This is a genomic window from Sorangium sp. So ce1504 (assembly GCF_051521635.1).
In the GTDB taxonomy this organism is placed as follows: Bacteria; Myxococcota_A; Polyangia; order Polyangiales; family Polyangiaceae; genus Sorangium; species Sorangium cellulosum_B.
Map to the genome: position 1 here is coordinate 129,665 of NZ_CP150365.1, position 19,523 is coordinate 149,187.

Here is a 19,523-nt window from a genome sequence, read left to right on the forward strand (position 1 = left end):
GGAGAGAGCGGAGGAGGGACCCGACCCAGGTTGAGGGGATCGGAGGGGCTCGCGCGATGTTGAGGTGCTCGCGCGTCCCAGGTTGGGGCAGCGCCCCGATCGAGCGCGGAGCTACTGCGCGTTGGCGGGCCGCACGTAGGGCAGCCGCGCCGCCACCTGCCGGACCTCCGAGGCCCCCTCGAGCAGCTGGGCGATCGGATCCCAGGTGCCCCGGATCAGCGACTCGCGCGCGCCCGGCTTGATCGTGAAGGGCACCGTGAGATCGCTCCCCGCCCGGACGACCTGCTCCTGCAGGTCGACCGTGACGGGGGTCTTCGGGTCGGCGTTCACGCGCGCCACGAGCGCGGCGCGGTCCTCGCGGCTCACCGAGACGCAGGGGATGCCGAGCGTCGTCGAGTTGCCGAAGAAGATCTCGGCGAAGCTCTCGGCGATGACGGCCTTGAAACCCGCCTTCGCGATCGACTGCGGCGCGTGCTCGCGCGACGATCCGCAGCCGAAGTTGCGATCGGCGATCAGCACCGTGGCCCCCGCGAAGCGCGGGTCGTTCAGCGGGTGCTCCCGCTGAACGCCGCGCTCGTCGAAGCGCACGTCCCGGAAGAGGTGCTCGCCGATGCCATCGAAGGTGACGCACTTCAGGAAGCGCGCCGGGATGATGCGGTCCGTGTCGATGTCGTCCCCCGGAACGTGAACGGCGCGACCGGTGACGGATTGAATCAAATCGAGTGCCATTGGGATCTCCCTCGGGTGCGAGCGTCGTCAGATTCCGAACACGTCACGAGCGTCGGCGATCTCGCCGCGGACGGCGGCAGCCGCGACCATCACCGGGCTCATGAGCACGGTGCGCCCGGTGGGGCTCCCCTGCCTGCCCTTGAAGTTGCGGTTGGACGAGGACGCGCACAGCTCATCCCCGATGAGCTTGTCGGGGTTCATCGCCAGGCACATCGAGCAGCCAGGCTCGCGCCACTCGAAGCCTGCCTCGCGGAAGACCCGGTCCAGCCCCTCGGCCTCGGCCGCGCGCGCCACCTCCATCGACCCCGGGACGGCCAGCGCGCGCACGTGCGGCGCGACCCTGTGCCCCTGGATGCGCCGCGCGACCTCCCGGAAATCCGAGAGGCGCCCGTTCGTGCAGCTGCCGATGAACGCCACGTTGATCTTCGTCCCCTCGATCGGCTTGCCGCCCTCGAGCCGCATGTACTCGAGCGCCTCGCGGATCAGCGCCCGCTCGGACTCGTTCGCCACGTCCTCGGCCGCCGGGACCTTCTCCTTCACCGAGATCGCCTGCCCCGGCGTGATGCCCCAGGTGACCGTCGGCGCGATCTCGCTCGCGTCGATCCGGACGACGTCGTCGTAACGCGCGTCCTCGTCCGACGCGATCGAGCGCCAGTACTCGAGCGCCTTCTCCCACGCCTCGCCCTTCGGCGCGTACGGACGCCCCTTCATGTACTCGAACGTCACCTGGTCCGGGTTGACGTAGCCGACCCGGGCGCCGCCCTCGATCGACATGTTGCACAGGGTCATCCGCTCCTCCATCGAGAACCCCTCGATGGTCGACCCGCCGTACTCGTACGCGTAGCCCGTGCCGCCGGACACGCCGAGCCGCCGGATGATCTCGAGGATGATGTCCTTCGCGTAGACGCCCGGCCCGAGCTTGCCCTCCACCTGGATCCGCCGGACCTTGAGCCGCTGGAGGCTCAGCGTCTGCGTGGCGAGCACGTCGCGCACCTGCGTTGTCCCGATCCCGAACGCGATCGCGCCGAACGCGCCGTGCGTCGACGTGTGCGAGTCGCCGCACGCGATCGTCATGCCCGGCTGCGTGAGGCCGAGCTCGGGGCCGATGATGTGCACGATGCCCTGCTTCCCCGACTCGAGATCGAAGAAGGTGACGCCCTGCTCGGTGCACGCCTTCTTGAGCGCGTCGACCATCCCCTCGGCCAGCGTGTCCTTGAACGGCCGCTTGCGGTTGTCGGTCGGGACGATGTGATCGAGGGTCGCGAACGTCCGCTCGGGCATGCTCACCCGCAGGCCGAGATCGCGGAGCATCCCGAACGCCTGGGGGCTCGTCACCTCGTGGATCAGGTGAAGGCCGATGAAGAGCTGGTCCTCGCCGCTCGGCAACGTGCGGACTTTGTGGAGGTCCCAAACCTTGTCATAGAGACTCTTACCCATGATGGCCTCTCGCGGTGCGCTGGATACGGGTGAAGGGGACGGCGTGCGAAGCGAAGCGGACCGGCCCGAGCGCCGGCGCCAGGGCGCGCCAGCGGCCTCCCTCGAAGGCGGCCGGCCGCCGCCGGTCTGGCGGTTCAACGTCGGGCGGGCGGCATGACTATGCGGGCGCGAGAGAATTAAGTCGAATGAAACTTTTTTCACGATCGATTAAGTAAAGCTACATGGACGCGTCGCTGCTCCCCGCGCTCGAGGACGTGCTGATGGTGGCCCGGTCGGGCTCGGTCGCCGAGGCCGCGCGGCGGCTGCACAAGACGCCGTCGGCGATCAGCCAGCAGGTGCGCCGGGTGGAGGAGCGCTTCGGGGTGGCGCTGTTCGAGCGCGACGGGCGCGGCGTGCGGCTGAGCCCGGCCGGCGAGGCGGCGCTCGGCGCGATCACGCGGCTGTTCGACCAGGCGGAGGGGGTGTTCGAGCTGCTCTCGGAGCTGGCGGGGGAGCCGTCGACGACCCTGCGCGTGGCGGCGAGCGACTACCTCGGCAAGGGGCTGCTCGTGCCGGTGATCCGCCAGATGCTCGAGAAGCGCGCGCCGGTGCGGTTCGCGATCACGACGGCGAACTCGGTCGACGCCGCGCGGGGGGTGGAGCGCGGCGAGGTGGATCTGGGCCTCGCGTCGGCGTCCTCGGCGGGCGGCGACCTCGTGAAGCAGCCGCTGTTCGTGCAGCCGTTCCTCTGGGTGGGGCCGCGGCTCAAGGGCACGGCGCCGGCGCTGCGCGAGCGGCTCCGGCACGAGCCGCTGCTCCGGCTGGCGCCCGGCAGCGTGGGGCGGCGGATGCTCGACGCGTACCTGGATCGCGAGCGGATCCGGCCCATCTCGACGATCGACGTGTCGAGCGTGTCGCTCCTCGTCTCGTACGTCTCCGGCGGGCTCGGCATCGGCCTCGCGCCGGCGCTCGCGCTGACCGAGGTGGCGCGCTCGCGGCTCGACGTCGAGGTCGCGGAGGTCGACCCGCTGCCCGTCGAGCTGATGACGCGCGAGAATTTCCGGCGCAATCCGATCGTCGAGCGCTTCGTCGAGCGGCTGGCCGCCGAGGGGCGCCGCGCGGAGCAGCGGACGCGGGCGCTCCTCGGCGGCTGACACCGCGCGAGGCGCGCCGCCGCTCGGCTGGTCGACGGGGGCGCGACACGAGGGCTCGCTTCGTCGACCGGAGCGCGCGCCCCGGGGCGCCAGAGCGACGGTCGGCCTGTGTGGCTCCTCAGGGCTCGCGCGTGTTGCCGCGCGTGTCCTTCAGCATCACGTCGTGGACGCCGCCCTCGTGGATGCTCACCGCGGACGCGACGGTCAGGCGCGCGCGCATGTACAGGTCGCGCAGCGAGGTGGCGCCGCAGTTGCACATCGTCGAGCGCACCTTGGCGAGGGTGACGTCGAGGTTGTCCTTCAGCTTGCCGGCGTACGGCACGTAGCTGTCGACGCCCTCCTCGAACTCGAGCTGATCCTTCTTCTTGCTGGTATCGCCGTGGTCGTAGCGCTGCCAGTTGCGCGCGCGGTTGCTCCCTTCACCCCAGTACTCCTTCATGAACTGGTTGTTCACGCGGACCTTGCGCCCGGGCGACTCGTCGAAGCGCGCGAAGTAGCGGCCCATCATGACGAAGTCGGCGCCCATCGCGAGGGCGATGGTGATGTGGTAGTCCTGGCTGATGCCGCCGTCGGAGCAGATCGGCACGTAGACGCCGGTCCGCTGGAAGTACTCGTCGCGCGCCTTGGCCACCTCGATCACGGCCGACGCCTGGCCGCGGCCGATCCCCTTCTGCTCGCGCGTGATGCAGATCGAGCCGCCGCCGATGCCGACCTTGACGAAGTCGGCGCCGGCCTCGACCAGGTAGAGGAAGCCCTCGCGATCGACGACGTTGCCGGCGCCGACATAGGCCGGCTTGCCGAGCGACTTCACGAAGGCGATGGTGTCGCCCTGCCACTCGGAGTAGCCGTCCGACGAGTCGATACAGAGCACGTCGGCGCCCGCCTCCACAAGCGCCGGCACGCGATCTCTGTAGTCGCGCGAGTTGATGCCGGCGCCGACGATGAGGCGCTTCTCGTGATCCACGTTCTCGAGCGGGTGCGCCTGGTGCGACTCGTAGTCCTTGCGAAACACCAGGTACTGGAGGTGCTGTCGCTCGTCGATGACGGGCAGGGTGTTGAGCTTGTGACGCCAGATGAGCTCATTCGCCTCCTGCAGATCGAGGCCGACCTTGCCGCAGTGGATCGACTTGAACGGCGTCATGATCTCGCGCACCGGCGTGCTGAGCGGCGTCTTGCCGAGCCTGTAATCGCGGCTCGTGATGATGCCGACGAACCTGCCCGTGGGCGTGCCGTCCTCGGTGATCGCAATCGTGGAGTGGCCCGTGCGATCGGTGAGCGCGAGGACGTCGCCGAGCGTCGCGTCGGGGCGCAGGTTCGAGTCGCTCACGACGAACCCGGCCTTGTAGTTCTTCACGCGCCGCACCATGGCGGCTTCCTCCTCGATGCCCTGCGAGCCGTACACGAACGACAGGCCGCCGCAGCGCGCGAGCGCGATCGCGAGCTCGGCGCCCGAGACCGACTGCATCATCGCGCTGGTGATCGGCACGCTGATCGTGAGCGGCGCGAGCCTCGGATCCGGCGGCGTCGCGCCCGGATCGGCCTTGAACCGGGCGACAGGGGCCGTGAGATCGACGTTCGCGGGGACGCAGCCCTTCGTCGTCAGATTCGGGACGAGCAGGTACTCGCCAAACGTCCTGCTCGGCTCATCGTAGATGAATGCCATGTCGGCTCCTAGTGCAAGGATCCCCGGCTGTCAAACGCGAGCGGCGCCGTTCTCCCGTGAAAGTCGTGTAATATCGATGATTTGCGGGGGCAACGGCTGGCTCTGAAGGGCGGCGCGAGGGGCGAGGCGACCGGGGCCCGGCCGCCCGCCAGCGTTGCGGCGAGGCGGTGCAGGAGAGCCCGGGCAGGATGACCGGGCTTCCTGGGGGCCGGAGCTAGAGCGGGCGCACCGGCAAGCAGAGCTCGCAGCGGAAGTTGTTGGTCTTGGGATCGTGGAACTCGCCCTGGTAGAGCTCGAAGCAGGGCCGATGGTCGGGCTGATAGCCGCTCTCAGGGAGCCACTTCCCGAAGAGCTGGTCCCAGGCGGCGCCGATCGCGTGCGCGTCGCCTACCCACGCGCCCGCTGCGTACTTGCCGCCGGCGATGTCGGTCACGTTGACGTCGCCGTCCGCCTTGAAGTCCTGCGGGATCACGATGGCGGCGTCGAGGCGGCACTTGGCAGGCTCGGTGACCTTGGGGTTGTCGTGCGCGATGTTGAGGCAGATGCGGTCCGGGGTCCATAGATCGCGGGCGCTCGCCCAGCGGACGAGCCGTTGCCAGGCCTCGCCGACGCTCCCTTCCGGGCCATAGGGGCCGATGTTTCGGACATAGGCAACGTGGTAGCTCGGCAGGGTCTTCACGGTCACGTTCATGATCTCCTCCTCGTCCTGGCGGGCGTCCGTGCCCGACGAGGAGGCATCTTGGTCGGGCGCGCAGGCCGCTGCTTTGCACGGATTGCGCTCGACTTGACCCGGATTGCGATCCGCTTGCCGCGCGTTGCGCGCGTCCGTGGCGCCACCGTTGCGCCACGCGGACGCGCTCATGCCGAAGCGCTCCTTGAAGGCGCGCGCGAAGGCGCTCGCCGAGCTGAAGCCGTTCTCGAGGGCGATCTCGAGGATGTCGGCGCGCGGCCGCTGCACGAGGTGGCTCGCCGCGGTCTCGAGGCGCGTCCGCTGGATGAACTCGCGAAGGTTCTCGCCCGTCATGGACTTGAACACGCGGTGGAAGTGAAACGGCGAGAACGCCGCCACAGCCGCCAGCGTGTCGAGGGAGAGGTCCTCTGCGCGATGGGCCTGGATGTAGTCGACCACGCGGTTGACCCGCCGCTGGTACTCGGCGCGGCTCCTGTCTGACGTTGCCACAGGCGGAGGGTAGCTGATGGCTGGTTGCAGAAAAAAGTGCCTCGGCGGCGACCGCACCCAGGTTGCCGACCGCCGACCGCACCCAGGTTGAGGTCGCCGCCGACCGCACCCGGGTTGAGGGGGGCACGACCGCACCCAGGTTGAGGTGATCGGGTTGCGACCGACGACGGTCGAGGCCAGGCGGGCGACCGCACCCAGGTTGCGCGCACCCACCCAGAGCGCGCGCCTCGGTTTGTGTGAGCCGGAGGTTCCGCGATCCAGCCGATGGCGCCAAGGCTAGCAGCCGTCGCTGCGACGGCCGTCGAGGTGGCGGACCACGTGGCGGCCGCCACCCGTCGCACCCGTCGCGTCGGCATAAGTCATTGAAATGATTGCTCACGATCCCTGGTACGGCATTTGTTCATATGCCCCGGCCATGAGCCAGCCTCGTGAGATCGCTCCCGGCGCCACCTACCTCATCACCCGTCGCGTCCTGCGCCGGCATCTCCTTCTCCGCCCGGATGCTGCCCTCACCCAGTTCCTGGTCTACGCTCTCGCCGTTTCGACCCGTCGATTTGGCATCGAAGTCCACGCTCTTTGCGCGATGTCAACGCATCTGCACCTCGTCGTGACCGATGTGCAAGGCGTTTTGCCGCGCTTCTTGCAGTTTTTTCACCGCATCGTTGCGCTTGGAACGAAGGTCCTCCGCACGTGGGAAGGACCGGTGTGGGACCACGAACCCACGAGCGTGGTGCGGCTGCTGACGCGCGCGGCTGTGGTGGAGAAGATCGCCTACATCCTCGCGAACCCCGTAGCCGCTGGCCTCGTCCGCCACGCGCACGAGTGGCCGGGGGCCAAGTCGGATGTGAGCAAGCTCGGCGGTGGCGTGCTCCGTGCAGCGCGTCCATCGGTGTATCTTGATCCAGAGAATCGGCAGTGGCCGGAGGAAGTAACGCTTTCGCTCGCGCTACCACCCGCCATCGAGCAGGACAACGCAGAAGGCTTTCGCCGTGAAGTCGCGGCCGAGCTTGAGCGGCAGGAAGCGCAAGCCCATGCAGAGTTGCAGCGGCAAGGGCCCCGAATATTAGGCATCAAAGGCGCCAGTACGGTCTCCCCTTACAGCCGCGCGACGAGCTTCGAGGCGCTGCGCGATCGCAATCCGACGTTTGCCGTCGGCCGTAACCAGGGCGATGCATGGCGAATCGCTGGTGCCGCTGTGCGAGCGTTTCGTGCGTCATACCGTGCGGCGCTCGAACGATGGCGTGCCGGGGTACGAAGCGCCGTCTTTCCGGCGGGCACGTGGTGGATGCGCATCTATCACGGCGCCAGCGTGGCGGACGTCGTGCTCACGATGTAGGAACCTCGGCGGTGCGTCACAGCGCCACAGCGGGGCGGGCTAAGGCGCCGTCGTGGGGAAGGTCCGTCTGGGGAAGGTGAAGCGAGCGGCGGCGTTCACGTGGCGCTGGGGATGCATTGCCGCGCTGGGCTCGCGCGAAGCCGCGTTAAGGTTGTGGCCGGCTGGGTCTGAGCGAATGGCACCTTGGGTGCCGGTGAAGTGGACCTGCCCAACCGATGGAGCGATCCGGCTGGGGCCATTCGGGTTGGGTTCGTGGCGGATGGTCGACCGAGCCAGGTCGTCTCAGCCCGGTTCGACCGTTTTCAACTGGCCCTCTTCACCTGGTCGGCCGATCTCCGGCAGGCCGCAGGCCTCAACCCGGGTCAGGCCGTAGGCCTCAACCTGCGTCGGGTCGGGGGGGCCTTCGGCAGGCCGCGGGCCTCAACCTGGGTCGGGTCGTCTACTCGAGCTCCAGCTCGACGAGTCGGATCTCTCCCTCCAGGAACCCCGTCTCCCGGAAGTACGTCACGTACTCCACCCGCCCTCCTTCCCGCGCGAGCTCCGCGTGCACGAGCCCGGCATAGGGCCACGCCTCCGGGGTAGGCGGGACCTCGGCGGTGAAAACTACCGCGCTGTCCGACCATGGCCCCTCCGGCGCCCGCGCCGTCCGGAGCGAGATCTCCGACGATACCGGCTCGCTGTACAGCGCGATGTACCTGCCGACGTGCTCGTTCCAATGCACCGACATCATCGGTGCCCCCGCCATGACCGGCTCCGCCTCCTCATGGCCCTCCACCCAGCGCCCGTCCGAGAAGAACCGCCACGCGTCGCGCTCCGTTGCCTCCGCGAGCGCGGCTCGCGCGACGAGGCACGGGCACGTGAGACCCGAGCACGCGCAGGCGTAGGCGTAGAGCATCCCCTCGCGGACGAGCGCCGCCGACGTGAGTGATGGCTCATCCGCACCGAAGAGGAGCGTCGGATCCGCAGCGCCCGGGCGTACCTCCGGGCGTGCGAGGGGCACATCGAAGCTCTCCCAGACCGCGATCGACGAACCCATCATGTCGAAGTCGAACGCCCCGAGCCGCCCCGTCACCTTGCTGTAGAAGACGAGCGCACGGCCGGTCGCCTCGTCGACGACGATGGGGCCCGGCCACAGCGCATAGCGCGCTCCGCAGTCCTCCTCGCACGTCTCCTCCGCCCGAGGGTCGGAGTGCGCGAGGTTGAACGCGAGCTCCTCCTCGGTGAACGGCAGGAACTCCCGCGGCGCGCCGGCCGCGTCGAGCGGCTCGGTGAGCGACGAGAGCCCATCCGACGCATCCAGATCCTCGGTCGCGCAGAAGGTGCTCGACCTCCACAGCGCTCCGTCTTCCCCCGGCATCTCCAGGGTCGTGTCGCCGAACACCCACGCCGAAAGGGCGCCCCACCGCGCGCTGTAGCCGCCGTCCCGCCCTCGAATCGCCGGGGCAAACTCCAGCGCACCCAGGTCGCGCACCGCGCGCACCGCAGCCTCGGGCGCGTCCCCGCCACACCCGGCGCACAGGAGAGCGAACCCGGCGGCTCCCATGGTCCTTCGATAACGCATGCGCGCGAGGGTACCATGGGGAGCCAGAACGCCGCCGCTGTCGGCGTCGCTCCGCCGCCGGACCACACTCGACCGCGGCGCCGACGGGCCGCCGCGCGCGCGAGGGCTCTGGCGGGGAGGATGGCGGCGATCCGCAAAAGGCGAGGAAAGCTACTCCGCTGCTCGGCTCACGGTCCGGAGGAACACCATGTCACCGCCGCTATCAGATCTGCCGGCAGGCGGCAGCGCAGCGGCGGCACTCGTCAGCGCACGTCTTCATCTGCGTATCACCAGTGAGCTTATCGCAGCTCGCCGCGCACTGTTCGCAGAGGCTCGCGCACACGCTCATCATCTGGGTGATCTGCGGCGAGCTGCGCAGGAGGAGCTTCGACGTCGCCTCGCAGATGTCGGCGCAGTCCTGGAGCAGCCGCATGTGCGGGGCGCTCACGTGAGAGCCTCCCATCTCGAGGCAATACTGAGCCGCGTGCGTGCAGATCGAACCACAATCCTGGGTGAAACGGGCCACCTCCCGGAACGATCTGTCCCCCGGAAACTTGATCATGAGAACCCCCTTGACCCAACTGGCCGCATCTCGCCGCGAGTAAGCCTCGCGACAAGGCGGCAACTTCGGTATCTGGAGGGTGCATGGATTCGATGGCTTTCGCATGTCGGGCCATCCCGCATATAGGCCTCGGAACAGCGACCGACGCGGAGACCGCCGTGCCCTGAACGCGCCCCGCGAACAGCCGGGACGCCGCGAGACATGCGCGAACGCCCCGCCCGAACGGCTGTTCCCGCCCTGGTCGCTCTCTCTGCGCGACAGCGCGACACCACGACATGCTAGCTCGCGATCGACGCCCGGACGTCGACGGTCAGATCGGCGAACCGCATCGGAGCGGCTGGATCGAGCAGGGTGGCGGTCCGTCAGGACCGTGTCTGAACACTAACACCCAGGCGCGCGGCAGATACCCATCTTCAGGCGGGCGATCTCCTGGAGCTCCTCGGCGATCTCGAGCGTGCGCATCGCGGCGGCGCGCGCGAGCGCCTGGGCCTCCTCGGTGACCGCGAGGCGCGTGAGGAGCCGCCGGCCCATCTCGTGGTGATGGCCCTCGTCCGGCTGGATGACCTCGCGGTAAAGGCGCGCGGTCTCGGCGTCGCCTTGCGACTCGCAGTAATCGATGAACGCCTGGTTGTGCACCTTCGCGAGCGCCTCCCGCGTGAACTGGCCCGCTGCGACGCGCTCGACCGTGGAGCCGAGCCCCTTCAAGTACCCGAACATCGGCGTGGGCGGCCCGAACTTCGCCGGGATGGCGGCGGGGTCGACGCCGAGCGCGCGGAGCCGCTCGGCGATGAGCCGGTAGTGCCTCGCCTCATCGCCGCACTGGCGGGCGAGGGCGAGCTTCACCTCCACGTCGGTCTCGGTGGTGAGCCAGAGCGCAGCCTCCTCGGTCGCCTCGAGCTCCTTCTTGAGCGCGGTCGCGAGCAGCGCCGGGATGCCGACGCCGCTCGCCGGCTCCGCCGCGCGGGCCACTGCGCCGATGTGGGCGAGGCGCTCACCGACCTTGCGGTCGAGCTCGTCGAGGAATTCCTCTGGCTTCATGCGGGACATGATGGGCGCGCCCCGTGCGGCGGGTCAATAGGCCGCGCTTCCGGCGGCCAGGTGGGTGTACCCTCCTCGAATGGCCTGGTGCTTCCTGCCGTCGTGGATCGATCTCGAGTCGGTCTCGATCTCGTTCGACCTCCCCGCTCGCACCATCCTGAGGCGCACCGGAATCGCCGCGCTCGCCACGTCGAGCGCGACGGCGCTCCGCCTGACGCTCGCGCCGGCGCTCCTGCGGATCACCTTCGAGCCGTACCTCGTCATCAACCTGCCGCCGCCGCTCGGCGACATGGGGCTCCAGCAGGTCGAGTACGACTTCCGTTCAGGCGCGATGACGCCCAACGTCTTCTACACGGGAGGGCTCGTCCAGGTCGGAAAGGGATCGGCGGAGGACGAGGCGCGCGCCTTCATGCGCGGACTGGTCACGTCGACGCCCATGGCCATGCCCCCGTACGACCCCACCCGCGATCCCGATCTCGTCGTGACGGTGCGTCAGGTGCTCTCGAACCTCGAGTCCGGCAGCAGCACGGCCGTGCGGGGCGCCCGCTTGTCCGCGCGGCTGACGCTGCACCAGGAGCTCGCGGGCGGGGTGGGCTCGGACGGGTTCCGCATCCCGGCCGGCGCGATGATCGCGGCCAGCGTCGATATCGAGGGCACACGGCAGGAGATCGAGACCGCGCCGCGCGTGCAGCGCATCGAGGTCGACTGCTCCTCGGCGGTGCTCCACAAGGGGGGAGTCGACCAGGCCGACGTCCGTCGCTTCGTCGTGAAGCGCGGCGGCGAGATCGCCGTCGAGCGGGTCGAGCCGCTCGGCGCGGCACGCCAGGCAGCGGGCGCCGAGTCGCTCGTGCGCCTGTTCGGCGCCCTGGTCGCGGGCGGCGGCGTCGCGCTCGACCCGCAGCGCCTCGGGCCGAGCGCCGTGGAAGGGCTCGTCAAGGAAGAGATCGCGCGCGCCCTGCGCCCCGCGCTCGTCGAATGGGTGCAGCAGAACGCCGACGTCGTCGTGGGGATGGACCTGCGGCAGGTGCTCGGGATACCGGCGGAGGGAGGCGCCGTGGCATGACGACGGAGAGCGCAGGCGCTCGGAACGTGCGCGCCGCGCTTCTCCGGGCGTCGAGCGCCCGAGGGGTGTTATAAGCTCCGGAATGCGACTCTCCGCGATCCACATCTATCCCGTCAAAGGTTGCCGGGGCCTCGCGGTCGACGCGGCCGCCGTCGACGCGCTCGGCCTCGCCGGCGACCGGCGGTTCATGATCGTCGACTCCGAGGGAAAGCCCCTCACGCAGCGCCCGCTGCCGCGCATGGCGCTCATCGAGACGCAGCTCTCCGAGAGCGCGCTCACGCTCGGCTTCGCCGGCCGGCCGCCGATCTCCGTGCCGCGCAGGGCCGAGGGCGCGCGCCTGCTCACGGTCGAGGTCTGGAGCAGCAGCGGCCTCCTGGCCGAGGATTGCGGTGACGAAGCCGCCGCGTGGCTCAGCGGCGTCCTGGAACACCCGGCGCGTCTCGTCCGCATCGGCGAGGCGTTCCGGCGGCCCGTCCTCAAGGCCTCGGTGGCAGGCCCGGAAGACGTCGTGTCGTTCGCCGACGAGTTCCCGCTGCTCGTGATCTCCGAGGCCTCCCTCGCCGATCTGAACGCTCACCTCGAGGGCCGGAGCGTCGCGCCGTTGCCGATGGATCGCTTCCGGCCCAACCTCGTCGTGAGCGGCTGCGCTGCCTTCGACGAGGACCGGTGGGGCCGCGTCCGCATCGGAGACCTCGTGCTCCGCGCCGGCGGCCCGTGCGCCCGCTGCGTCGTCACCACGACCGACCAGCTCACCGCAGAGCGCGGCCCGGAGCCGCTCCGCACGCTGGCCACGTACCGGCGCGACGCGCAGAAGCCCAGCGACGTGAACTTCGGACAGAACTACATCCAGGAGACGAAAGCCGGCGCGTTGCGCGTGGGGGACGAGGTGACGGTCGTGTGACCGAGCGCCCGAACGGCTCCTGCGTGGCGGCTCTTCAGGTGTCGCGGCGGCTCCGGGGAGGGCATGCGGCGGGCCTGCCTGCGCGGCGCGGCGCGGATCGCGGCGCGGTCGTGATACAAAGGGCCCATGAGAAAGCACGCGCTTCGTTCATGGATCGTCTCGCTCGCCGTTGTGACCCTGCTCTCCTTCGTGTCGCTCGGAAGCGCGTACGCCGGGGAGGCGGAGAAGAAGCTCGCCCTGGAGCTCACGCACCTCGTGATGCCGAAGGACGTCTACAATGCGCTCCTCGATCAGCTGATGACCAACATGGGAGCCTCGATGCAGCAAGCGGGCGCGAAGATCTCGGCCAGGGACGCCAGCAAGCTGAAAGCGGTGGTCGCCGAGGTGCTGCCGTACGACGAGCTCGTCCAGTGGAACGTCGAGATCTACGCGGGGAAGTTCACCGCCGATGAGCTGAAGGAGCTCATCAAGTTCTACGGCACCCCGGTCGGAAAGAAGGCCGCGAAGCTCCTCCCGGAGATCAGCGGCGAGGTGGGGAAGAAGGTCGGGACGGTCATCGTCCAGCGGATGCCCGCGGCGATGAAGAAGGCCGGTATCCAGTAGAGAGCGCGGCGCTCGGCGGTGCGCTTTGCGCGCTACCGCCTCTGGGCCAGGAAGCCGGCGACGGCGTCGAGCAGCGCCCGCGGCTCGTCAGAGCGCACCCAGTGGCTGCTGCGCTCGAAGATACGTAGATCCGCGCCCGGGATGAGCCGCGCGATCTCCTCCGAGAGATCGGGTGGGCAGATCCAGTCGTGTCGGCCGGCGATGACGAGCGTGGGCACCGCGATCTCGGGGAGGCGCGGCGTGAAATCGAATCTCCGCATGAACCCCTCCAGGCCGACGTTCCACGCGTCGACGTTGTAGATGGTGCGCGCGCGGGCCTCGGCCGCCTTCTGTGGATCGAAGGTGGTCGAGTAGAGCGGCCCCATGATCTGGAGGAGGTCGGCGAACTGCTCGTCGCTCTCGAGCTCGCCGGCCCAGAGGCGTTCGCACGCCGCTCTCTGCTGCTCCGTGCCGCGCTCCACGACGATCCGCTTCGCCCGGTCGATGAGACGATGGCTGGCCGCCGTGGCCACCAGGATGAGATGAGAGATGTTCCGCTGGTATTCGAGCGCATAGGCCATGGCCACCATGCCGCCATAGGAGGTGCCCATCACCACGATACGATCGAGGCCGAGGTGCAGGCGCAGCGCCTCCATGTCCTCGACGTTGTTCTCGAGGGTATACGTTTCCTTTGGCCCGCGCGCGGAGCGGCCCTGTCCGCGATGATCGAAGTAGACGAGCTGCGCCTGGTCGGCGAGCGGCGTCATCCCTCCCTTGTGCGAGGAGTGATCTGCGCCAGGTCCGCCATGTACGACGAACATCACCGGCTTTTCGCGCATCCGCGGGCCGTCGGGGACGAGGCCCATACCCTCGATGTCGAAGTAGAGCTCGGTGTCTCGGATCCTGGCGCGCACCGCGTCAGGGTATCCGATCGCGGGGCGCGGTGGCGCGGGCGTGGGGTGCGTAAGGAGTAGCAGTGGAGGCGCAGCTTGTTGCCGGGGCAGCAGGGATCGCCGGGGCGCTGTCGCGGCCGGTCGCCGTCAGGCGACGCCGTGTCGTGCCAGCCAGTCGAGCTGGCGCTGCCAGGCGTCGGCGGCGGCTTCCGGCCTGTAGCTCGGCCGGTAGTCGGCGTAAAAGGCGTGCGGGACGTCAGGGTAGACCCGAATCTCGGACTGCGCGGCGCCGGGCGCGCTGCCGGTCTCGGAGGCGGTACGGAGCGCCTCCTGCAGCGCGGTGACCGTCGGGAGGGGGGATGCCCTGGTCCTGTCCGGCATAGAGGCCCAGCACGGGCACCTTCAGCGCGCTCGCCACGTCGATCGGGTGCTTGGGCTGGGCCTCGGTCCGATCGCCGGTCAGGCGTCCGTACCAGGCCACGGCCGCCTTCAGCGCCGGGTTGTGCGCGGCATACAGCCACGTGATGCGCCCGCCCCAGCAGAAGCCGACCGCGGCCGCCTTGCGGACGTCGGCCTTTCCGGAGGCTTCGGCGAAGGCCACGCTCGCATCGAGGTCCGAGAGCACCTGACGGTCGGGCACGCGGCCCGCCAGAGCCCGGAACTCGTCGACGGTGCGGAGGTGGCTGGGGTCGCCTTGCCGAACGAACAGATCCGGGGCGAGGGCGTAGTAGCCGCGGTGCGCGAAGCGACGGACCACGTCGCGGATGTGCTCGTGGACGCCGAAGATTTCCTGGATCACCAGCACCAGAGGGAAGGGGCCACCGGAGGCGGGGTGGGCGCGGTAGCCGGGGAGGTCACCGGCGGGCGCGGGAAGGGTGATCGCGCCAGCGATGAGTCCGGCGTCGTCGGTATGGATGGGCTTCGGAGCGTTGCTCTCGGCGATGGGCGTGGAGGTAGTCATGGCGGGCGCCCAGCAGCCTCCGTGCCATGGACCGACCCGACCCAGGTTGAGGTTCCGACCCGACCCAGGTTGAGGTTCGAGGCTCTGACCCAGGTTGAGGTGCCGGAGGTTCCGACCCGAGGCTCTGACCCAGGTTGAGGTTCCGGACCCAGGTTGAGGTTCCGACCCGACCCGGGTTGAGGTTCGAGGCTCTGACCCAGGTTGAGGTGCCGGAGGTACCAGCGACGGAGCCGCAGCTACCCTGCAGCGCGCGCACCCTCGCCGGCGACGGCCTGCGGCCGCCATTGCGCGACGTTGCCGGTGCGCTCGGCGAAGAATTCCCGCGTGCGCCGCCACGAGAGCTGCGCCGCATCGGCGTGGTACGCCGGCCGCGTCTCGTTGAAGAACCCGTGGCGCGTCCCAGGGTACACGAACGAGATCAGCTCCCGCCCCGCAGCCCTGAACGCCTCCCCCACCGCTGGCGCCCTCGGGGTGATCGCTGGATCCTCCTCCGCATAATGCACCTGCAGCGGAAACCGCACGTTCTTCACCTGCTCCAGAGCCGGCGACTGCCCATAGAACACCGCGCCCGCCGCGAGCGCCACGCCTGCGACCGCGAGCTGCCCCACGAGCCCTCCGCCCAGCGAGAACCCGACGGCGGCGACGCCCCCAGACCGCACGTCCGACCGGCCGACGAGGTGCGCCGCCGCCGCCCTCGCGTCGGGCAGGTACGTCGACGTGTCGCGGTTACCGAACCAGGCGAACACCTTCTTCAGCCGCTCCTGCTCGTCCGCCGGCAACCGCGCGACCACCTCGTCGCGGTCGGCCGCGCGCAGCAGGCTCACCCCCCGGGCCACCTCCGCCTCGGTGAAGGTCCGGTGCATCGTGTCGTGCGAATACAGGTTCGGCGCGAACGCGAGGTACCCTTCCTGCGCGAAGCGCCTTGCCAGCTCGATCGTATGGACGGTGAGCCCCAGCCCCTCGTGGAGGATCAGCACCGCCGGCGCCGGCGAGCGCCCGCCCGACGCCGGGCGGACCTGCACCGCCTCCACCGGCCCGTGGGGCCCCTCGAACGACGTCCTCTCGACGCCTGCGCTCGCGGCGCTCATGCCTGCACCTCGGCCTCGGGCGCCTTGTCCTTGCGGGCGGGCTTCAGCTTGCTCGGCGGCCGCTTGCCGAACGGCTCCCCGGCCACGATCTCGGAGCGGACCCCGTCGACCCCCACCGGGATGTCTCCGGTCAGCGTCACCCGGTAGAGGACGCGCTCGACGTCGAGGTGCCCGAGGTCCTGTGGCCCCAGGTGCGCCGTGGCCCGGTTGTCCCAGAACGCAATGCTGCCCGGCTCCCACCGGAACCGCACCGTGTACGCCGGGCGGCTGATCTGCTCGAAGAGCAGGTCGAGGATCGCGCTGCTCTCGCGCGCCGACAGCCCGACGATGTGGCTGGTGAAGCCGGGGCTGACGAACAGCGCCCGCTCGCCGGTCTCGGGGTGGACGCGCACCACGGGGTGGATCGAGATCAGCGGGTTCTCGCGCACCTTGCGCAGGTACGGGCTGTCCTGGTCCTGCGGCGCGAACCGCAGCCCGAAGCGGTGCTCCGCCCGCAGGCCGTCGACGAGCACGCGCAGCGGCGCGGACAGCCCTTCGTAGGCTGCCACGAGGTTCGTCCAGGTCGTGTCGCCGCCGTAGGGCGGCAGGATATGCGCCCGCAAGATAGACGCCGCCGGCGGGTTCACGGCCGCGGTGACGTCGGTATGCCAGCGGTTCTCGTAGCTGAAGCGCCTGCCATAGCGGCGATCGTAGCGGCGGCTGTCGATGGCGAGGATCTCCGGGTGCTCGTCGAACGGCTCGTCCTCGTGCGGATGGGCGTAGGTCACCTCGCCGAAGCGCGCGGCGAAGGCGATCTGCTCGGCGTGGCCGAGCGGCTGGTTCCGGAAGAAGACGACCTTCCACTTCAGCAGCGCCGCGCGGATGGCCGCCACGGCCTCGTCGGGCAGCGGCTTCGAGATGTCGGCGCCGTGGATCTCGGCGCCGATGTGCCCTGCGAGCGGCTTCACCTGGATGGCTTGATCGGATGCTCTCTGGCTCATGGGTCTCCTCCGCGTGGTTCCCCCGCCACGTCCTTCGTGACGGTCGGTATGCGGGCGCCGTGCCAGGCCGCGAGCGGCGGCGCGCGCGTGGGGATAGAAGGGGCGGGGCGCGTTTGCGGAGGTTCGTTTGGCGGGGGACCGAGGTGGCCGGGGCATCGTGACGTCGCCGCCCGCGGCGAGCGCGTCGAACACCTTCGTCCTCTCCGCGTTATCGCCGAAGTGCAAGCAGACCTCGGTGTCGCTCCCCTTCGCGGCCGGCGTGCCGGGCATCGTGTCGCTGACCATGATGACGCCAGGACCGATGTGCAGCGTGGCGTGGATGATCCGGTCCTTGCTCTCGGGAGATGGGTTGTCGCCCGGCACATCGCCGAAGCGCATCACGCCCTCACACTTCGCCCCGAGCGCGCTCTCGTAGAGCTTGATGGCCCTCTCGGCGGTTCCGTCGAACATCAGACAGCGATCCAGGCGCTTGAACGACATGGGTGTGCCCCCGTGCGGCCCAGGAGCGAGCGGCGTCGCTCCGGGAGCGATGTCGATGCGTCGACTCTTTGAGGAGCTCCAGAACCTCCGTCGTCGCGGAGATGACGCGGCTGACGAGCGGGAGGGGCGTCCCGGAGGCGTCAGTCCACTGCCGCCGTCACGATCCACGCGGCGCTTGCCATGCGCACGCCCCCGGGGCCGTCGTGCGGCGCGACCGCCTCGCGCACGGCGGCCCGCACGCGGTCGACGACCTCCGGCGTGGGGCTCGCCTCGCGCAGCGCCGCGGCCGACGGGCCCATCTGCAGGAGGAAGTCCACGGTCTCATCGAGCGACCTCCCGCCCGCCACGAGGAGCTCCCGATCGAGCGGCTCGTGATGGATCCGGACGAACCCCGCGCGCGACAGGATCTCCCGGACGCGCGCGGCGTCGGCGAACGCGAACGGGCCTGGCGCGTGCGGCTCGGCCTGCGGCATGGGGATGTGCCGGGCCGTCGCCATGGCCGGCACGTGCAACCAGGGGTTCTCCTGGAGCGGCCGCCAGCAGACGAACGCGAGCCGCGCGCCGCCCCGCAGCGCCCGCCGGAGGTTCGCGAAGGCCGCCTCGGGCTCGGTGAAGAACATGACGCCGAAGCGCGAGTAGAGGACATCGAACAGCCCGGGCAGCGCCGCGGTCTGCGCGTCCGCGTTCTCGAAGACCACGCGCGCGGCGCCTGCCGCCCGCGCGTCCTCGCGCGCCCTCTCCAGCATCGGCGCGGAGATGTCGACGCCGAGCACGGATCCGCCCGCGCCGACGCGCCGGGCAAGCTCGAGCGTGGTGTCGCCGAGCCCGCAGCCGACGTCGAGGACGCGCTCGCCCGCGGCGATCCCCGCGCGATCCATGGCGAGGACGCCCAGCGGCCGGATCGACGCCGAGATGGCATCGCCGAGGGCCACCCATTTCGGTCCGCCGACCTCGTTCCAGTAACGGATCTGCTCGGCGTTCGGTCCGGCAACCTCGATCATTCTTCGAGCTCCTTTCGATTTTCGGCTGGGTACGCGCGACCCGCTCGTGCAAACGGCGCGACGTCATTCGCTTCCCTGCGGCGCCACCACGATCTCCGTCCGCAGCCGGACGCCGCGCGCGCCCTCGGCGGTGCCCCTGAGGGGCGCGACGTCATCATAGTCGCGTCCGTAGCCCAGCACGATGTGCCCGGGCGCGCCCAGGCGCCCGAGCGTCGGATCGAGGTCGTGCCAGCCGCCCGACGGCAACCACACCGACGCCCACGCGTGCGAGGCGCGCGCCGGCGCCGAGGCGGAGCCGGCCACGTAGCCGCTCGCATAACGCGCCGCGAGGCCCATCGATCGCAAGCACGCCACGGCGAGGTGCGCGAAGTCCTGGCAGACGCCGCGCCGGAGCTCGCAGAAGACGGCGATGCCGGTGTCCGCGGCGGTGACGCCCGGGGTGAAGGTGAAATCCCGTCGGATCTGGTCGACCAGCCCCTCCAGCGCGCCGCCGAGCGGGAGGCCTTCCCGGAAGCACCCCCGCGCGTAGTCCGCCATCGCGCCGCTCCGCGGCGCGCGCGCCGTGCCCTCCACGAGCGCGCGCAGCGCCGGGTCCTCCGCCGCGGCGGCCGCCGTGCGCGCCGCCACCGCCCGCCAGTCGTCCCCGAGATCGCCGGCGCCGCCCGCCGCCTCCTCGCAGAGGCGCACAACGCTGAGGGCCGTGACATCGATCGCGCCGAAGCTCCCGCAGATCTCTATCCGCGCGCAAAGGTTGCCGAAGGCGTCCTCCTCGACCCGCCTCGATCGCGGCAATGGCCGCACCACGAGCTGGTGAAACTCGACCGCTTGATGCGGCAGCGCGCGCGGGGTGAGGTGCGCCTCCAGCCGGCACGCGACCGCGCCCTCGGCCCCGAGCTCGTACCGGCTGCGGTGAACCACGCGGTAACGACGCGCCGCCACGTGGACCCCCTCCGCCA

At 70.2% G+C, this 19,523-nt stretch carries 17 protein-coding genes and 1 pseudogene; 5 read left to right on the forward strand and 13 right to left on the reverse strand.

Annotated elements, in window-relative coordinates; translation table 11 throughout:
• Nucleotides 1-111: 111 nt before the first annotated feature.
• Together leuD and leuC are read right to left on the reverse strand one after the other, a co-directional pair.
• On the reverse strand, nucleotides 112-729 hold the full coding sequence (gene leuD / locus WMF39_RS00500; RefSeq protein WP_437743601.1) for a 3-isopropylmalate dehydratase small subunit: 618 nt from the start codon (nucleotides 727-729) through the stop codon (nucleotides 112-114).
• 27 nt (nucleotides 730-756) lie between these two features.
• Nucleotides 757-2,166, reverse strand: coding sequence for a 3-isopropylmalate dehydratase large subunit (leuC, locus tag WMF39_RS00505; protein ID WP_437743602.1), 1,410 nt, complete (start codon nucleotides 2,164-2,166; stop codon nucleotides 757-759).
• Nucleotides 2,167-2,387: 221 nt separating this feature from the next.
• On the opposite strand from leuC, the gene WMF39_RS00510 reads away from it, so the two are divergent.
• Nucleotides 2,388-3,299 carry a LysR family transcriptional regulator gene (locus WMF39_RS00510; protein WP_044963587.1) on the forward strand — a complete coding sequence of 304 codons (912 nt, stop codon included), beginning with the start codon at nucleotides 2,388-2,390 and terminating at the stop codon, nucleotides 3,297-3,299.
• Between the two features lie 118 nt (nucleotides 3,300-3,417).
• Here WMF39_RS00510 and WMF39_RS00515 read toward each other — a convergent pair whose 3' ends face one another.
• Together WMF39_RS00515 and WMF39_RS00520 are read right to left on the reverse strand one after the other, a co-directional pair.
• The gene (locus WMF39_RS00515) at nucleotides 3,418-4,962 is read right to left on the reverse strand and encodes an IMP dehydrogenase (RefSeq protein ID WP_437743603.1); all 1,545 of its coding nucleotides are present in this window, start codon (nucleotides 4,960-4,962) and stop codon (nucleotides 3,418-3,420) included.
• Between the two features lie 214 nt (nucleotides 4,963-5,176).
• Nucleotides 5,177-6,142, reverse strand: coding sequence for an AraC family transcriptional regulator (locus WMF39_RS00520; protein WP_437743604.1), 966 nt, complete (start codon nucleotides 6,140-6,142; stop codon nucleotides 5,177-5,179).
• A gap of 415 nt (nucleotides 6,143-6,557) precedes the next feature.
• Between WMF39_RS00520 and WMF39_RS00525 the strand changes: the two genes are divergently transcribed.
• Nucleotides 6,558-7,478, forward strand: coding sequence for a transposase (locus tag WMF39_RS00525; protein WP_437743605.1), 921 nt, complete (start codon nucleotides 6,558-6,560; stop codon nucleotides 7,476-7,478).
• Between the two features lie 439 nt (nucleotides 7,479-7,917).
• On the opposite strand, the gene WMF39_RS00530 is transcribed toward WMF39_RS00525, so the two are convergent.
• The 3 genes from WMF39_RS00530 to WMF39_RS00540 all read right to left on the reverse strand — a co-directional run bounded on the left by WMF39_RS00530 (nucleotide 7,918) and on the right by WMF39_RS00540 (nucleotide 10,618).
• Nucleotides 7,918-9,021 carry a DUF4185 domain-containing protein gene (locus tag WMF39_RS00530; RefSeq protein ID WP_437743606.1) on the reverse strand — a complete coding sequence of 368 codons (1,104 nt, stop codon included), beginning with the start codon at nucleotides 9,019-9,021 and terminating at the stop codon, nucleotides 7,918-7,920.
• A 220-nt stretch (nucleotides 9,022-9,241) separates the two neighbouring features.
• Complete coding sequence (locus WMF39_RS00535; RefSeq protein WP_437297157.1) at nucleotides 9,242-9,580, reverse strand: four-helix bundle copper-binding protein; 339 nt, start codon at nucleotides 9,578-9,580, stop codon at nucleotides 9,242-9,244.
• Nucleotides 9,581-9,961: 381 nt separating this feature from the next.
• The gene (locus WMF39_RS00540; protein ID WP_437715035.1) at nucleotides 9,962-10,618 is read right to left on the reverse strand and encodes a ferritin-like domain-containing protein; all 657 of its coding nucleotides are present in this window, start codon (nucleotides 10,616-10,618) and stop codon (nucleotides 9,962-9,964) included.
• Nucleotides 10,619-10,697: 79 nt separating this feature from the next.
• Here WMF39_RS00540 and WMF39_RS00545 point away from each other — a divergent pair, with 79 nt between their 5' ends.
• The 3 genes from WMF39_RS00545 (at nucleotide 10,698) to WMF39_RS00555 (ending at nucleotide 13,185) form a co-directional block, all read left to right on the forward strand.
• On the forward strand, nucleotides 10,698-11,681 hold the full coding sequence (locus WMF39_RS00545; protein WP_437743607.1) for a hypothetical protein: 984 nt from the start codon (nucleotides 10,698-10,700) through the stop codon (nucleotides 11,679-11,681).
• Nucleotides 11,682-11,763: 82 nt separating this feature from the next.
• Complete coding sequence (locus tag WMF39_RS00550) at nucleotides 11,764-12,582, forward strand: MOSC domain-containing protein (RefSeq protein ID WP_437743608.1); 819 nt, start codon at nucleotides 11,764-11,766, stop codon at nucleotides 12,580-12,582.
• Nucleotides 12,583-12,708: 126 nt separating this feature from the next.
• Nucleotides 12,709-13,185 (forward strand): DUF2059 domain-containing protein, encoded by a 477-nt coding sequence (locus WMF39_RS00555; RefSeq protein WP_437743609.1) that lies wholly within the window; start codon nucleotides 12,709-12,711, stop codon nucleotides 13,183-13,185.
• Between the two features lie 32 nt (nucleotides 13,186-13,217).
• Here the strand turns inward: WMF39_RS00555 and WMF39_RS00560 are convergent, their stop codons facing one another.
• From WMF39_RS00560 to WMF39_RS00585, 6 genes and pseudogenes are all read right to left on the reverse strand, one after another.
• Nucleotides 13,218-14,078: an alpha/beta fold hydrolase gene (locus tag WMF39_RS00560; protein ID WP_437743610.1), complete on the reverse strand. Its 861-nt coding sequence runs from the start codon at nucleotides 14,076-14,078 to the stop codon at nucleotides 13,218-13,220.
• 126 nt (nucleotides 14,079-14,204) lie between these two features.
• Nucleotides 14,205-15,018 (reverse strand): annotated as a pseudogene (locus tag WMF39_RS00565) (dienelactone hydrolase family protein).
• Between the two features lie 236 nt (nucleotides 15,019-15,254).
• On the reverse strand, nucleotides 15,255-16,106 hold the full coding sequence (locus WMF39_RS00570) for a dienelactone hydrolase family protein (RefSeq protein ID WP_437743611.1): 852 nt from the start codon (nucleotides 16,104-16,106) through the stop codon (nucleotides 15,255-15,257).
• A complete protein-coding gene (locus WMF39_RS00575) occupies nucleotides 16,103-17,086 on the reverse strand; it encodes a TauD/TfdA dioxygenase family protein (protein ID WP_437748140.1) in 984 nt (327 codons plus the stop codon). Before WMF39_RS00575 ends, WMF39_RS00570 begins: the two co-directional genes overlap by 4 nt.
• 620 nt (nucleotides 17,087-17,706) lie before the next feature.
• On the reverse strand, nucleotides 17,707-18,567 hold the full coding sequence (locus WMF39_RS00580; protein WP_437743612.1) for a class I SAM-dependent methyltransferase: 861 nt from the start codon (nucleotides 18,565-18,567) through the stop codon (nucleotides 17,707-17,709).
• A 63-nt stretch (nucleotides 18,568-18,630) separates the two neighbouring features.
• Nucleotides 18,631-19,506, reverse strand: coding sequence for a transglutaminase family protein (locus WMF39_RS00585; RefSeq protein ID WP_437743613.1), 876 nt, complete (start codon nucleotides 19,504-19,506; stop codon nucleotides 18,631-18,633).
• Nucleotides 19,507-19,523 lie beyond the last annotated feature (17 nt).

What these genes read in the sequence shown, in the direction of transcription:
- WMF39_RS00555 (WP_437743609.1), top strand. Translation starts at nt 12,709, where the DNA reads ATGAGAAAGCACGCGCTTCGTTCATGGATCGTCTCGCTCGCCGTTGTG.
- leuD (WP_437743601.1), bottom strand. Translation starts at nt 729, where the DNA reads ATGGCACTCGATTTGATTCAATCCGTCACCGGTCGCGCCGTTCACGTT.
- WMF39_RS00575 (WP_437748140.1), bottom strand. Translation starts at nt 17,086, where the DNA reads ATGAGCCAGAGAGCATCCGATCAAGCCATCCAGGTGAAGCCGCTCGCA.
- WMF39_RS00540 (WP_437715035.1), bottom strand. Translation starts at nt 10,618, where the DNA reads ATGAAGCCAGAGGAATTCCTCGACGAGCTCGACCGCAAGGTCGGTGAG.
- WMF39_RS00570 (WP_437743611.1), bottom strand. Translation starts at nt 16,106, where the DNA reads ATGAGCGCCGCGAGCGCAGGCGTCGAGAGGACGTCGTTCGAGGGGCCC.
- WMF39_RS00550 (WP_437743608.1), top strand. Translation starts at nt 11,764, where the DNA reads ATGCGACTCTCCGCGATCCACATCTATCCCGTCAAAGGTTGCCGGGGC.
- WMF39_RS00515 (WP_437743603.1), bottom strand. Translation starts at nt 4,962, where the DNA reads ATGGCATTCATCTACGATGAGCCGAGCAGGACGTTTGGCGAGTACCTG.
- WMF39_RS00510 (WP_044963587.1), top strand. Translation starts at nt 2,388, where the DNA reads ATGGACGCGTCGCTGCTCCCCGCGCTCGAGGACGTGCTGATGGTGGCC.
- WMF39_RS00545 (WP_437743607.1), top strand. Translation starts at nt 10,698, where the DNA reads ATGGCCTGGTGCTTCCTGCCGTCGTGGATCGATCTCGAGTCGGTCTCG.
- WMF39_RS00580 (WP_437743612.1), bottom strand. Translation starts at nt 18,567, where the DNA reads ATGATCGAGGTTGCCGGACCGAACGCCGAGCAGATCCGTTACTGGAAC.
- WMF39_RS00525 (WP_437743605.1), top strand. Translation starts at nt 6,558, where the DNA reads ATGAGCCAGCCTCGTGAGATCGCTCCCGGCGCCACCTACCTCATCACC.
- WMF39_RS00530 (WP_437743606.1), bottom strand. Translation starts at nt 9,021, where the DNA reads ATGGGAGCCGCCGGGTTCGCTCTCCTGTGCGCCGGGTGTGGCGGGGAC.
- WMF39_RS00535 (WP_437297157.1), bottom strand. Translation starts at nt 9,580, where the DNA reads ATGATCAAGTTTCCGGGGGACAGATCGTTCCGGGAGGTGGCCCGTTTC.
- leuC (WP_437743602.1), bottom strand. Translation starts at nt 2,166, where the DNA reads ATGGGTAAGAGTCTCTATGACAAGGTTTGGGACCTCCACAAAGTCCGC.